We start from the raw sequence: 17398 nt of genomic DNA on the forward strand, positions 1-17398 counted from the left end.
CGATTCCTCGTGCGGATATTGGGTTGGCTTAGTTTGAAACGCACCTAGTATCTGCTCTTTTTCTTCTTCTGTTGTCGTCTCGAGTTCAGATAACTTCATTTCCGGGTTGGCTGCACAGGACAATAATACACTTTGTATCTTGGACATAATATTGACCATGTCTTCTGCTGCCAGCTTTCTAGGATCATACAATACATCGACATGCAGCTGACTGATATCAAGATACGCTTTAAACGTGGTCGTATAATTGGTTTGCTCCCGTCCATCCTCTACGGTAAACCGAAAAGCTGAAGTTTCACTTTGGCGCACTTCATCCCATGAATCATCGTTATCAAATGTAAACAAAACTTTAACTAAATCGGTGTTCTGTTTGGTCAGTCGTTGTACTTTGGCAAAAGAACAATGTCCATGCCGATCACTTAGTATCGCTTGTTCTTGAGTTTTTCTCCAAATATCGCATATGTGCATTTCATCATCACAACAAATACGAATGGGAATGGTGTTAACAAATATTCCGGCAATATGCTCTATCCCTCTTACATCAGCATTTCTTCCGGAGACCACCTTGCCAAAGACAACATCCTTTATGCCGCACAATTCCTGTAATACGATACCTAAAGCCGTCTCTATCATAGTATTCAGCGTAATATTGTACGTTGCAGCCGTATTAAGAAGTTGTCTTGTTACATCAACAGGAAGCTTATGATTTATTCTCTTCATCTCGCTAGTTGTTTCTTCAGGTTGACGGAGCGGCTTAATGTCAGCAGACTCTTCATAGTCTAGAAGGAGCTCTCTCCAGTATAGCAAGCTTCTTTCTTCATCTTGTTTTTCCAACCAGTTAACGAAGTCCTTGAAATTTAAGCTCTTTTCCTTCTCTTCCTCTAGTCCTTGCTCAAGCTCCGCAACAGACAAGCCCTGTTGTAGCTTTTCGCATATTTGAATAAAGTCATTAAATATAACGTTATCTGACCACCCATCCGAGATGATGTGGTGAGAACTCCATATTAATTTCCCTTCTGTTCTACTTAACATGATATTGGTAACCCGTAACAATGCTTCTTGCTGTAGATCAAACCCCCGTTGCAGGTCAGAATCAATCCATGTAGAAATTTCTGCACGATCCCTGCCCGACCAGTCCACAACTGCATATTCGATTTCACGACTACGCAAAAGAAGTTGTCTAGACTTAGCGCCATGGTCATATACAATTGCCGTGCGAAGTACTTCATGTCGTTTCGTTAGCAATTTCAGCGCTGCCTCAAACGTATGTTCACTTTGATTACCGTTATAGTGATACACCATTTGTGTAACATAGCCGGTTGATTGCCGATTCAATAAATAATGGTATAAGATTCCTTCCTGCATCGGAGTTAGCGTATAAATATCATCAATATCCTCTTTATCAGCAATGTACTCCTGGATCTGTACTAATTCATCACTCGTCAAGTCATCGCAGGAATAATCAGAAGCCGTCTTCACCGGTTTGTCTTGTACACAGCAATAGGTGATAATGTCGCTAAGCTTTTCCTCATATAAGGCTGCAAAACGCTCTACAGTCTTCCTATTATATTTACTGCAGTCATAGCGAATTATAAAATGTAGCATATTCTGTACAATATACCCGTTCATATCAATTGCGCCTTCGGTACTATTCGAATTCGCTATACTCTTGTTGTTTGTAAACAGGGTAGCATTCGATTCTGTATCCAACTGCCCTAAATAATTGAAGTAAATATCGGACTCAATCGCCAAATAATCACCTTGTAATAAGCCAAATCCCAACCCGCGTAAAGGTACTTTCCGCAACATTTCTTTTGTCTCAATTATACTCTTCCGTAAATCATCATGACACGGAACACTAATTGGGAACTTAACCGTAAACCATCCTATAGTACGATCGATATCTACTTTCTTGTGTATCGCTTCTCTTCCGTGGCCTTCCAGACAAACCGACACTTTGGATTGTTTCGTCAACGCATGTGTTGCAGCGCCGATTGCACTTATAAGCAAATCATTGATTTCGGTACCAAACGCTTTTCCCGCTTGCCTTATAAGCTGTTCTGTCTTATCCTTACGGAACGTTATTGTCACATCTTCAAACCCATGATCATGCGGATCGTCATCTATAAACAGTTTCTCTTCTTGCATGGCCGCAATGATTGTATTCCAATAATTCGCTTGGGTAGTAATCTCGTTTGTGTTTTTATATTCTTCTAATGCTTCCGCCCAGTCTTTAAAAGCAAGCGTTTTTGATGGTAACTTTATTTCCTTACCGTCTTTAAGCTGCTGGAGAGCAGTCTCAAAGTCTTCAAGCAAAATTCGCCATGATACTGCATCAATGACAAGATGATGAATACACAAGAAAAGATAATTGGCAGATTGGGTTTTGAAGAGTGCCGCTTTCATCAAAGGACCTTTGTTAATATCCATGCTTCGATGAATTATAGCGGAAGCGTCTTCAATCCACGCCGAACCGTTAAGATCCGCATGAACCTCAAACACTTGTAACTCATAAAGTTTACTGTCCGCACTACTTAAAATTGTCAGACTACCATCCCGGTAAATTGCCCGTAATATATCATGATGAACAGCAACAGCTTGCAAGGCTTCATGAATGTGCGACTCATTATCCGTTCTAACCGTCAAAAGAGCATCTTGATTATGATAGTTAGGATTAGCGTAATTTCTTGCAAAAAAATCATGTAAGATCGGTGTATTCAGGACCTGACCCGTAACTTCACCCTGATCATACTGGATCTCTGATTCCCTGCCTACTGTGTGTGCAATCTTTTCAACTGTGTATTGACTTAAAATATCCGGTACCGAAATAAGATAACCGGCGTTTCTCATCTTCGATACAATCCGGATAGCTTTTATGGAGTCTCCGCCGAGTTCGAAGAAACTATCTTTTATACTAATACGTTCAACACCAAGTACTTCTCGGAAAATATTCACAAGCACCGATTCAGTTTGATCTCTCGGAGCAACATACTTATTGCCCTTCCCTTTGCGATCTGGTTCAGGTAGGCTGCGGCGGTCCAGTTTCCCATTATTCGTAACAGGAAACTGCACCAGTGGAACGATGTATGCCGGGATCATATAATCAGGTAAAACTTGGCGAATATCTTCTCTAATTGCTTCCGTATCCAATGTCACTTGATCATTTGGCACCACATAAGCGCATAAATAATCATCCCCTACCGCATCTTCTCTAACCATCACGACAGCATTCAGCACGTCAGGTTGTTTTCGCAGGACATGCTCAATCTCGCCCAGTTCGATGCGGTATCCTCTAACCTTTACTTGATCATCGATGCGGCCAACATATTCAATACTACCGTCTGGAAGCCAGCGGGCAAGGTCTCCCGTGCGATACATCCGCTCACCCTGTTTGAATGGGTTGTCAACGAATTTCTCTGCGGTAAGATCGCTCCGATTAAGATATCCCCTGGCAACACCCGCTCCACTGATACAAAGCTCACCTGCCACACCGATTGGAAGCGGAGATCCGTACGAATCTAATATAAATACTTGTACATTGGCAATCGGTTTTCCAATCGTAACTTTATCATGTAAATGAATTTCAATCCCAGTTGCGTCTACCGTTGCTTCCGTCGGACCATACACATTGAACAAACGAATATTCCAATTTTCAAGCAAAGCGGCAGCCAAATCATCCGTTAATGGCTCTCCGCCGACAACAATTACTTCCAAACCATGTAATGGATGAACATCCCGAACTTCATCCATAAGCATCTTCATCCGCGTCGGTGTACCCTTCATGATGTTCACATCATATTGCTCAATCAATTGCAAGAGTAACTTTGGATCGTGTTGTGCCTCCTCATCGGCAATTATAATCTGCATTCCTTTGAGCAAGGCATATAGTGTTTCATAGACTGTGCCGTCGAAAGAAATATTCGATACACATAACATTGTTTTCGTCGAATCCAAGTTTTGTAGCTGATTTAGACCTGCAATCAAGTTACTAATCGAACGATGTTCCACCATTACCCCTTTTGGTTTGCCTGTAGAGCCTGAAGTGTAGATGATATAAGCGATATCGGTTGCTTCTACAATCGCATGCAGATTATGACTAGGTTCATCACACCTTTCTTGATCCACATGAATGCGTCTTACATGGGAAGGCAGTTCGATCGTGTCATCGTATTGCCTCTGAGTCAATACTGTCGATAACCCGCTATCTTCCACCATGTACTGAATCCGCTCCAAAGGATAGGTCGGATCTATTGGCACATAAGCCGCGCCTACCTTTAACGTTGCGAGTATTCCAACCATCATTTCTATACTGCGACCGAGTAAAATACCGACAAAATCCCCGCGGCGCGTACCATGAAGAAGCAGTATTCTCGCAAGCTGATTTGCTCTCATATTTAACTGTTCGTATGTCAGAGCTTGATCTCGAAAGCGTAGAGCCGTTTTCGCCGGCATAGCCTGTACAATCTGCTCAATTTGTTCATGAATGGGTGTCGTCACATCATAAACACAGGACGTATCGTTAAATGACGTTAAAATGTGCTGTCTTTCTGCTTGCGTCATCATTGGCAATTGACATATTTCAAGTTTAGGGGATTGCGTAACTGCTGCCAACAACGTTTCATAATGTTTCACCATTCGGCGTACGCTTTCTTCCTGGAACAGACTTGTTGCATAGCGTACTTCAATGCGATAGCCACTTACCATTGGCGTCACTTCTAATGTTAAATCAAATTTAGCCGAACTGTGCTGTAAACTATAGTCATCATGAACATTCGTACTGTTTATGCCATAAAAATCAAAGTCTGCTTCTTCATTATTCTGTAATACAAACAACACATCAAAAAGCGGATTCCGGGACATATCCCGGTGCAAGCCCATAAGATCAACCAGATCTTCGAGCGGAAATGCTTGATGCTCAATCCCTTTTAGACATACTTCTTTCATCTCCGACAGAAAATCCACGAAATTCTTCTTTCCCGATGGTTTTCCACGTAATGCAATCGTATTCACGAACATGCCGATTAGAGGCTCTGTATCATAATGTAAACGTCCATTAACAGGGCAACCTACGATAATATCCTCTTGACGGCTATATTTACTCAACAAAATCATCCATGTGCTCAGTAGTACCATATACTCGGTTGCACCCGACATCCGGCACAATGCTGTTACAGCTTCCCGTAACTCTACATGACTCACGACTGCTTTCCCCGTATACTGCTGTACTTGCGGACGTGTAAAGTCTGTTGGTAAATTCAGTACCGGTAGTTCACCTTGCAACGAGTTCAACCAATACGTCTCATGTTCCGTCATGTCTTGAGTGTGCAACCATTCGCTATAATCTTTATATTGAATCGGCATTGACTCAAGGGGTTCGCCATTATATAGCTTGGACAAATCCTGCATTAGATTATTAATCGATGCCCCATCAGAAATGATATGGTGCATATCGAAGGCTAGGAGATAACCACCTTCTTTTTGATTATTTACTTTAACACGTATTAATGGCGCTTGAGACAAATCAAATGCACGCACAAACCCTGTATCATCATCTTCATCCTCAGTAATCAGAAGCGTAAACGGCACATGGTCATGAATACGCTGTACTGCTTCTCCGTTCTCCATATGAAAGCTTGTTCGTAAGCTTTCATGCCGTTGTATGAGTTGCTTCAGTGCAAGCTGAAGTCGTTCACTATCAAGGGATGCATCCATTCGACGCAATAACGTCATATTATAAGCCGTACTATGCTGATCCATCTCTTGAATCGCATAAAGACGCTTTTGAGCGGAAGACATCCGATATGATTCTTTCCGCATAGCATGCGGGATGGGTTCAAACACAGCCTTCGTATATAACGTATTGTGCGTAGTATGTTCTGCACTGATTAGTTCAAGGTGCTGACTGAGCGCTTTAATATGCGGGTTCTCAAACAATGTTATTATCGGTAAACGTATTCCAATCATCGCTTCAATCTGATTTATAACGCGTACAGCATGTAATGAGTGACCACCTAACGCAAAGAAATCATCATAAATACCAACACGGTCAACAGAAAGCACATCACCGAATATATTACAAAGCGTGAATTCCAATTCAGTCGCCGCAGCCGTATATTGCTGCTCATGCACGATTTGTATTTCAGAAAGCGCTCGCTTATCTACCTTTCCGTTTCGTGTCATAGGAACGTTCTCAACCTGTATCATATGCTGCGGCACCATATAGGCAGGAATTGTCTTACCAAGAGAATTCCGGACTTCATTCATCTGAATCTCAGTGCTAGATACCAGGTATGCATACAGTTCCGTTTCACTTCCATCTTGTTCGCGCGCGATAACAATCGCATCTTGGATACCTTCTAATCTTCGAAGAGCATGCTCTACCTCGCCCGCTTCAATCCTGTACCCTCGAATTTTCACTTGGTCATCAATACGTCCAATATACGCAATATTCCCATCCGGCAGCCACATCGCAATATCTCCGGTACGGTACAGCCGCTCATCAGGAATAAGCGGATTCTCAATAAACTTCTCCACAGTAAGTTTTGGTTGGTTCATATATCCTTTCGCTACGCCGTCGCCGCCTACAACAAGTTCCCCTGGAACACCAATTCCACATAGCTGCATTTTTCTATCCATAATATACGCAGTACTATTGTTGATTGGCTTCCCGATAGGAATATTGAAGTAATCCGTTTCTATCGCATACGTAACAGAAAAGGTCGTATTTTCTGTTGGACCATAACCATTAATTACTCTGAGTTTCGGATGTTTTTCCCTTACTGCTTTGATATGTTTCGCAGATAATCTCTCTCCTCCTACCAATAAATACTGTAACGGTTGAAAAACTTCGCATCTAGTGTCTACCATATAATTGAAAAGCTGCGCAGTCATCCACATCATCGTAATCTGGTGCTCGTATATCAACATTCCTAACATGTTCCCGTCTGTTATGCTCTGCGTATGGGCTAACACCAATTGCCCGCCATTGAGAAGTGCGCCCCATATTTCAAATGTCGACGCATCGAAGGAGAGTGCACCGGTCAACAAAATATGCGCCCCGTTTAAATCAGCATAGTTCGTTTGCTTCACAAGCCGTACGACATTTTGATGTGTAACACAAACACCTTTCGGATATCCTGTCGTACCGGATGTGTACATGACATACGCAATATCATCTGCCGTTACTAAGGCACGCTCTGTCATTGCCGCATAACTTCCATTTAGATCTATGACGGTGCAGTACTCTTGAAGGACATTAATCATGTCCCCTTTTACATCACCGCACAGTACGATATTCAAATCGCAATCTTCCAAAATAAAGCGCAGGCGAGTATCCGGTTCATCCGTATTAATTGGTACATAGCCACATCCTGCTTTGAGTATCCCCAGCAGCCCTACAATCATGTGCACGCTTTTCTCACATACGATGCCAATTAATTGACCTGAGGATACCCCTCTTTTTCGCAATTCGGTGGCAATACCTTGCGCGGCCTTGTCTAATTGTTGATAGCTTAATTGTTCCTTATCACATACGACACAAATTTGATCGGGCGTAAGTTGAGCCTGTTCTTCAAATAAGTCCGGAATAGATTTATGTTTCGGATATGTGCTTGCCGTATTGTTGAATTCACCTAGTATTCGTGCCTTATCTTCCTTGCGAATTAATTCAACATCGAAAATCTTCTTCTCAGGAGACTCAGCAAACGCACATAATACATTGTTTAACATGCTAAGCATCATCTCTACTTCTTCTAAAGCATGCTTGTTTGGATTATAGAGAACTGTAAATCGTAATGCCTTGTCCTCTACAGCAGCCAATAGATTAAGTGGATAGTTTGTTTCATCTCTCGAAGAAACAAGCGCTAATTGCAAACCATCTGTATGTTCACTTTGCTGTTCTTGTGCCAAATGATTTTCAAAAACAAAAAGTGATGAAATCAAATCTGATTTTTGTGCGGTTTGTTCTTGAATTTTAACCAGTGAACAGTGAGCGTGCATCGTACTTTCAATACCTTGATCTTGTAATTCCTGTAAAAGTGATATAATCGTTGAATTCTCGTCTGCACTAACCCTTACCGGTATCGTGTTAATAAAAAGACCTACTATTTTTTCAATCCCTCTTACTTCGGCATGCCTTCCCGAAATTACTTTGCCGAACACGATATCATTTGTAAAGTTAATCTGTTGTAATACGATTCCCCAAGCTGCTTCGGTGATTGTATTTATTGTTAGCTGATGCGCTTGTGCTAAAAGTAACAACCTGCCTGTCAATTCAACATCCAGCTTCTTTTTCACTTGAGCCAAGTTGGAATTGGAAGATGGTGGATCGAAATACGGACGGTATTTGTATGTTAAGTCATAATCACGAAGTCGTTCGCGCCAATACGTAAGCGCAAGCTCCTCATCTTGATTCTGGAACCACTGAATATAATCACCGTACGTCGCAACCTGGAACTTCTCTTGTTCAATAACTTGTTCTACATCGTGTGTACTATAACCATCTTGAAGCAAGTTATAGTAATTTTTTAAGTCGTTACATAATAATTCACTACACCATCCATCTGCAATAATATGATGAAAGCTCCAGATCAATTGCGTGCAATTAGTGGATAGTTTAATAGTTTTTATGCGAAATAGCGCATCAAGCTGCAGATCAAATCCCCGCTTGACATCCATCTCTATCAGTTCATTTAATCTAGCTAGTTGTTCTTTCTCATCGTATGTTGTTAAATCAATTTCTTCCCAATCAAGTGAGCCATGTGACAAAATGATCTGCTTCGGATGCTTTAACCCTTCATACACCATCGCCGTTCTCAACACATCATGCTTTTTAAGTAAACATTGGAACGCACTGCGCATGAGATTAGGATCTATATGCTGATTAATCCGATAAATAAACTGGGTTAAATACTCGGAACCGCTGCTTTTTAGGCCATGATACAAAATACCTTCCTGTAGCGGCAATAAATCAAATATATCCTGTATATCATTTTTCCCTGGATAAAGTCGATGCAGGACACTCAAATCTTCATCCGTAATCGAAATTGCAGAATAGTCAGACGGTGTCCGAACCGTTTCTTCTTGCTGCATACAATGTGCAATCATAGACTGAGTACACGCTTTATATATATCAGCGAATCTTTGTATCGTACTGCTGGAAAAAAGACCTTTATTGTAACGGAAAGTAAATGTTAATCTTCTTTCGCTTATCACACCGTTGATAAACAATTCCGACAACATTTTATTCTCATCCGCTAAGCCTTTACCTGAACTAAAAAAGTGTAACTTCTTCCCCTTTGCCTCAGCGTCCATTTGTCCCATGTAGTTAAACATGATTTCAAGCGGTCTGACCGACAATTCTTCCTGCAATAGACCATACCCAAGACCTCGGTTCGGGATTTTTCGCAATATCTCTTTTGTTGTAATGATACTTTTTGCGATCTCATCATGGCACGATACCACCACCGGATACACACTTGTAAACCATCCGACCGTCCGGTCGATATCGATACGCTTATGAATCGATTCCCTTCCGTGTCCTTCCATACCTATCGTTACATCTCTAGCCCCTGTCAATTTCTTCACAGTCATCCCCAAGGAGCTGATAAGCAAGTCATTGATTTCGGTATTATACGCCCGACCTGCCTGGTGAATAAGCTGTGTCGTTTCTTCTTCATTCAAATGTATCGTGTAGTTACCATACCCGCTTTCCCCCGTCTGTTCGTCCATGCTAAGTGCACCGGACTCCATCTGCGTTGCTACTTGTTCCCAGTACGCTCGTTCTTTTTGCAATAGAGGGCTGCACTTATATTCTGCCAGTGCTTCTGCCCATGCCTTATACGACGCCGTCTTTGCCGGGAATCGGATTTTCGTCCCTTCTTTTACTTGCCGGATGGCTGTGCTGATATCTTCTTGCAGGATACGCCATGATACGCCGTCCACCACAATATGATGGATCCCTAGAAACAATAGATTCCCTTCACCCGTCCGGAACATCGCTGCCTTCACCAGCGGTCCTTTTTCTAAGTCGATACTGCTATGCAAATCCGTACATACCACTTCCATTAGCCCCGCTGCTTCTTGTTCTTCGTTATAGTCATATACCTTCAGCTCATACGCTCTGCTGTCATTCGCCTTTACGATCTCTAGTTGACCTTCCCGGTAGATAGACCTGAGTATATCATGATGAACTACGAGGGCATCAAGCACCTCCCGAAGCTGTTTTTCATCTTCGAGATCAATTTCCATCAGCATATCTTGATTAAAATGATGCGGATTAGAAAGGTTCCAAGATGCAAACTCCCTGACGATCGGTGTCAGCGGTACAATGCCGCTCACTTCATCTTGCTCGTACTGCTCCTCGATTACAGACTTTTGTACCGCATAGCTGATCGCTCCGACTGTGTTTCTTTGCATAATATCTTTGATTGCGATATGATAACCCATACTTCTTAGCTTCGATATGATCCGTATCGCCTTGATCGAGTCCCCGCCCAACTCAAAGAAGCTATCCTTCATGCCGACTCGCTCCACGCCCAGTACCTCACTAAGGATACTGCACAGCTGCGCTTCAAGTTCGTTTTTCGGAGCGGTGTATTCCCTGTCGCTTACCGCTACGATCTCCGGTAGTGCCCGTTTATCCAGCTTACCGTTGCGCGTCACCGGCAGTTGATCAATCTGCATCATATACGCTGGCACCATATAGGCCGGTAGTATCTCCTCTAACTCCTGCCTCACTGCTTGCAGTTGAACTACATCTTTCGAAACTAGGTAGGCAGATAGCGCTTTCTCTCCGTCATGGGTTTCCCGTACTATGACCGCCGCATCTTGGATCCCTACCAGCTGCCGCAGCGCATTTTCCACTTCTCCCGGCTCGATCCGGAACCCCCTGATCTTCACTTGTTCGTCAATACGACCCAAATAAGCAATATTCCCATCCGGCAGCCATTTAGCTAAGTCCCCGGTCCGGTACATCCGCTCACCTGGTACAAAGGGGTTCGCTACGAATTTTTTACTGGTCAGTTCCGGCTTGTTGAGGTAGCCCCTTGCAACGCCGTCGCCCGCCACGCATAACTCCCCAGGCACACCAATCCCGCATAATTTGTCCCCGTCAAGTATATATACATGATTATTTGCAATCGGTTTACCAATCGGGATGTTGTTTGGCACGTCACTTATCCCATCATATTCCCAATACGTAGCCTGTACTGTACATTCCGTAGGACCATAAGCGTTACAATATCCGCAATCACTATTCCGTGTTTGTTCAATAACCGACTCATTTGTTGCGGCTCCAGCCGTTGTTAACCATCTAACTCCTGTAAACGCCGTCTGGAGATAGTATTGTGGCGGCAGTACAGCTAACGTAATCCTGCTTTCTTGCACAAAAGAATTAAACCGTGTTACATCCGCTATAATGGATTTTGACACCAATGTTAGCGTCGCCCCTAGCAATAGTGATAAGGTCATCTCCCATACAGAAGCGTCAAAGACATAGTTTGCAAATTGAAGCACATTATCTTGACTTGTAACGTTATATTGCTTCAGAAGATGATGCCGTAAGGATACAACACCCTGATGCTCTAACATTACGCCCTTCGGTTGCCCCGTAGTCCCGGATGTATAGATTATATAAGCCAAATCATTCGGGCGATTGATTTGCTCGGGATTATCGCTGATTCCTTCCCATAGCATATCGTCAGCAAGATTAATCGTTGGCAGCCCAGTTTCAATCGTAGCTTTATACACAAGCACTGCTTTTGGTTTACAGTCAGCTAGAATGAACTGGATTCGCTCTGCTGGAAACGTAGGATCGACCGGCACATATGCAGCGCCTGCCTTGATGATGCCATACATCCCGGCAATCATCTCCACACTTCGCTCTGCCACGATAACCACGCGGTCATCAGGTTTAATGTGCAGTCTGCGAAGCGCCCCTGCCACTTGGTTGATTTTTCTGTTTAACGCGTCATACGTCATATAGTTGTCTTCATATACGAGGGCGATTGCGTCCGGTGTGTTTGCAACCTGCTCTTCCCATAATGCTGGAATCGTTTTATCCTTTGCATACAGTGAGCTCGTATCATTAAATACACCTAGTATCTGTTCTTGTTCTTCCTCTGTTATTGTTTCAAGCTCAGATAACTTCCCTTCAGGGTTTGCTACGATAGCTTGTATAACATGTTCTAGCCGTACAACAATTTGCTCTATGTCCTCACGTGCATACACGTTCGGATTGTATATTATTTCACATACTATCTTCCCTTCATGTTCATAAGCGCATAACGTTAAGCTGTAATTGGTTTGGTCCAAGCCATACTCAATCTCGTACATAAAATCTGTCAGCTTGTCCTCATCCACGTAGTAATTTTCAAACATATAGAGCACTTGGATTAAATGCTGCTTCTGCTCCGTCTGCGCTTGAATCTCAGCGAGCGAACAATAGGCATATTGCTCACTTTCAGTCCCTTGCTGCTGCATTTCTTTGATCAGTTCTAGTGTACTCATGTCTTCTTTGCTTGCTACACGAACCGGTATCGTATTAATAAACAGACCGACGATGCCCTCTATTCCGCGCACATCGGCTTGACGCCCGGACATTACTTTCCCGAACACCACATCTTTCTGACCGCTGTATGCTTGTAAAACAACTCCCCAGGCCGTTTCCACCACATTACTCACCGTCAATTGATGGGCAGCTATCAGTTCCCTCAACTGCAAGGCATCTTCAGGAGATAATGTAATCGCCAAGCTCTGTACTTGCTGCTCACTTTCTTGCGGCGTATATATCGGTTTAATCTCGGCAACTTCTTCATATCCTGCTAGTACATCTAACCAGTAAGACAGCCCTTTTTGTTGATCTTGTTTTTCTAGCCAACTAATATAATCTTCGTAGGAATCCTGGTACTGCTTTTCTGTGATCACCTGTGTTTCCAGCGTAGATGTCAAAACACCCTTCTCTAATGCCTTGTAAATCCGATTGAAATCCCCGTATATTATCGGTAGGCTCCAACCGTCCAACAGAATGTGATGAAAATTCCAGATCAATTGATAACGATCTCTTGCCAGCACTACGTGGTGTACACGCAATAACGGGTCTTGTTCAAGATCAAATCCTCGCTGGATTTGGTCATGGGCGAGCGCTTCCACCTGTTTTGCCTGCAAAGATGGTTCTACTCCCGTTAAATCGGTTCTTTCGTATTCCACTTCTCTTCCTCGGATCACGACTTGCTTTGGTATCGATATATTTTTATGAATAATCGCTGTACGGAGCACTTCATGCCGCATGACAAGCAGCTTAAGCGCTTGCTTCACCATGTGCTCATCGGCATAGCCTTGCCCTATAAAAATATTCTGATTTCTATAGGCTGTCGATTCTGGTTCGGCGATGCTATGGTATAACATCCCTTTCTGCAATGAGGTTAAGCCGTATATACGATCTATTTGGAATGCACCACCGGTTACATGCTGGATGACGGATAAATCTGCACGAGTCAAATCCGCTGCATGATAGTCAGACGGTGTCGGAACCGATTCTTCCAACTGCATACAATATGTAATAGTAGACTGTATATGGGCTTTATATACCTCAGCAAATCTTTGTATCGTAACATTTGAAAAGAGACCTCTGTTGTAACGGAACGTAAATGATAATTTCCCTTCACTGATCACACCGTTAATAAACAATTCCGACAGCATTTTATTCTCATCCGCTAAACCATTACTCGAACTAAGAAAGTGTATCTTTTTACCCTTCGCTTCAGCATCCATTTGCCCCATATAGTTAAACAATAAGGTTGGTAGCTGATTTCCCGTTAATAGATCGTATAACAGGCCGTACCCGACTCCGCGGTTCGGTATTTTGCGCAGCATCTCTTTCGTTGCAATGATACTTTCCGCCATTTCGTCATGACACGCTACCATAATCGGATAGACGCTCGTAAACCATCCTATCGTCCGATCGATATCGATCCGTTTATGAATTGTTTCTCTCCCATGCCCTTCCACACCAATCGTTACTACACTTGCTCCTGTCAGTTTCCTAACGGACATTCCCAAGGCACTGATAAGCAAATCCGGCACTTCAGTACGAAACACTTTTCCTGCACGTTGCAACAGGCTTTCCGTTTCTTCCACACTTAAATGGATCGTGTAGTTATCATACCCGCTTTCCCCCGTCTGTTCGTCCATCCTTAGTTCGCCTGCCGCCATCTGCGCCGCTACTTGCTCCCAGTACGCCCGTTCTTTCTGCAATAGATGGCTGTCCTTATATTCTGCCAACGCCTCCGCCCAGGCCTTATATGACGCTGTCTTTGCCGGGAATTGGATCTTTGTCCCTTCTTTTATTTGCCGGATGGCTGTGCTGATATCTTCCTGCAGGATACGCCACGATACGCCGTCCACCACAAGATGATGGATCCCTAGAAACAGCAGGTTCCCTGCCGCTGTCCGGAACATCGCTGCCTTCACCAGCGGCCCTTCTTCTAAGTGGATACTGCTATGCAGATCCGTACATGCCGCTTCCATGAGCTCTGCTGCTGCTTGTTCTTCCAGATAGTTATACACCTTTAGGTCATATGCTTTACTGTCACTCATCCCTACGATCTCTAGCTGACCTTGCCGGTAGACGGATCTCAGGATATCATGATGCGCCATAAGGGCATCAAGCACTTCCTGAAGCTGGTTCTCCTCTTCCAGATCAATCTCCATCAGCATGTCCTGATTGAAGTGGTGTGGCTTAGGAAGATTCCAGGAGGCAAACTCTCTGACGATCGGCGTCAGCGGTACGATGCCGCTTACTTCATCCTGCTCGTACTGTTCCGCTAGGGCAGACTTTTGTGCCGCGTAGCTGATTGCCTCAACTGTATACTTTTGCATGATATCTTTGCTTGCGATGTGATATCCTGCGCTCCTTAATTTCGATACGATACGTATCGCCTTGATTGAGTCTCCGCCCAGCTCAAAGAAGCTGTCCTGCGTGCCGACCCGCTCGACGCCCAGTACTTCACTAAAGATACTGCATAGCTGCGCTTCAAGTTCGTTTTTCGGAGCCGTATATTCCTTTTCGCTTACCGCCACGATCTCCGGCAGTGCCCGTTTATCCAGCTTGCCGTTGCGCGTCACCGGCAGTTGTTCGATCTGCATCATATAGGCCGGCACCATATAAGCCGGCAGCACTTCCTCCAAGTCCCGTCTCACCGCTTGCAGCTGGACGATATCTTTCGATATGAGGTAAGCAAACAGCGCTTTCTCTCCGTCATGGGTGTCCCGTACGATGACCGCCGCATCTTGGATTCCTTCCAGCTGCCGCAGCGCATTTTCCACTTCTCCCAGCTCGATCCGGAATCCCCTGATTTTCACTTGGTCATCCATACGACCCAAATAGGCAATGTTCCCGTCCGGCAGCCATTTGGCTAAGTCCCCTGACCGGTACAGTTTTCCCTCTCCGTATGGATTCTCAATAAACTTCTCTGCGGTTAGCTCCGGTTTGTTGAGGTAGCCTCTTGCGACGCCGACGCCTGCCACGCACAATTCCCCGGGCACACCGATCCCGCATAACTTGTCCCCATCTAATATATAGACCTTGAGAGTAGGGAGCGCCTTTCCGACATCGTTTACATCTAGCGCAATATCTTCTGCAGTGATCCCTTTGTACGTTACATGGACAGTCGTCTCTGTGATTCCGTACATATTCACGATGTTCATCTCCGGATACTTCGCCTGCCATGCCTTTAACTTTCCTACCTGCAGCGCCTCTCCGGCAAAGATTAGATGGTTGACGTGCAGTCTCTCACCTGCTTCGGCTAGCTCTACTTGCATCAGATTATAAAAAGAGGACGGCACTTGGTTGAGTACCGTCACCCTTTTTTCACGTAATAGGTCTAACAAAGCATAGCTGTCTTTTTTCGCATCGTTAGGTATGACGACGAGGTGACCTCCGTATAAGAGCGCTCCATACATTTCCCATACCGATACGTCAAAGTTGTAGGCTGCAAACAGGCTCCATACATCCTCTTCATGGAAATTAAACGGCATGTCATCGTTATGCATCAACCGGACGACACATTCATGTTCGATTACCGTTCCCTTCGGCTCGCCGGTCGTGCCTGACGTATAGATGATATATAGCGCATCTTGCGGTGCGATGGCTACATCCGGATTCGCTTTTAGTTCTGGCCCCCATGCCGCATCCGGTTCATCCGAATACAAATGCTCGATCGCATAGATACTTCCTTGCGGAAGTGACACCATCTGCTCTTTTCCCTGATTGACAAGAAGCAAGCTTGCCCCACTGTCTGCCAGCGTATACTGGATACGGTCTTGCGGCGCCTCTGGATCGATTGGCACATAGACATATCCGGCCTTCACGATCCCGAGTATTCCGATGACCATATCCATATTACGCTCTAACAGCAACGCTACCATCGTTTCGCCTTTGCCTGTTTCGCTTTTGACTTTAGCAGCAAGCAGCCGGTTGGCAACGATGTTCGCCTTCGCATTTAACTCCGCATACGTCAGTTGCTCCGTCCCGCAAGATACCGCTATCCGATCCGGTGTTTTCTTCACCTGCGCCTCAAATAAGCTTTTGATCGATTCCCCGTGCGGATATTGGGTTGGCTTGGTTTGAAACAGGGTTAAGATTTTATCTCTATCCTCATCGCTCACGAATGAAATATCACGTACCTTCCTCTCCGAATTCTCAGCAAAGGCACACAAAGCAAACGTAAGCATTGTTAGTATATTGTTTATTTCAGATTTGGTGTAATTTGATTCATCAAAACGAATCATCACGTTCAACTGATTACAATCAAAAGAAAAATGAAGAAGCAAATCAGGTGAATTATAAGATAATTGATCCTCAAGGGGAAAGTGTATGAACTGTTTCCCCTCGTCCGATCTATCCGTAATTATACACACCGTTTTAATCAAGTGATTGATTTTTCGGGGTAATATATCACAATGGGCATATTTCCCACTTTCCGCTTCTTGTTCTTTTAGTTGCTGTAATAGATCCAATAATACGTCGTCTCCATTACACTTCATTCTTACCGGAATCATCACACTGTTCAAATGAGGATCGTCGATTATTGTTCCAAACATGACATCATCAGTATAGTTATACTTTTGTAAAACAAGTCCCCAGGCAGCCTCTAGAATAACGTTCATAGGGATATTGTGTTCTCGGCTAAGTTTTCTAAGTTTTTCGCATACATGCTGCGGAAATACCCAGTCCATTAGATTCGTATCCGCTGTCCGTTCTGAACTCGGTCTGTATGGAAAAAGGGGCTTAATCGCAGTCGAACTAACATCGTCAAGTAAATATGTCCAATAAGAAGACCTGTCTTCTTCATGTTTCTTGTTTGGCACGAATTTTCTCATAATGGCTCTCTACCCTTTC

The 17398-nt window shown here is 43.9% G+C and carries 1 protein-coding gene; it reads right to left on the minus strand.

Annotated features, from left to right (window positions below):
- The coding region (locus HMPREF1207_RS29580; protein WP_016423327.1) for a non-ribosomal peptide synthetase at nucleotides 1-17379 on the minus strand (17379 nt) is incomplete at its 3' end.
- Nucleotides 17380-17398 lie beyond the last annotated feature (19 nt).

The organism is Paenibacillus sp. HGH0039 (assembly GCF_000411255.1).
GTDB lineage: Bacteria > Bacillota > Bacilli > Paenibacillales > NBRC-103111 > Paenibacillus_F.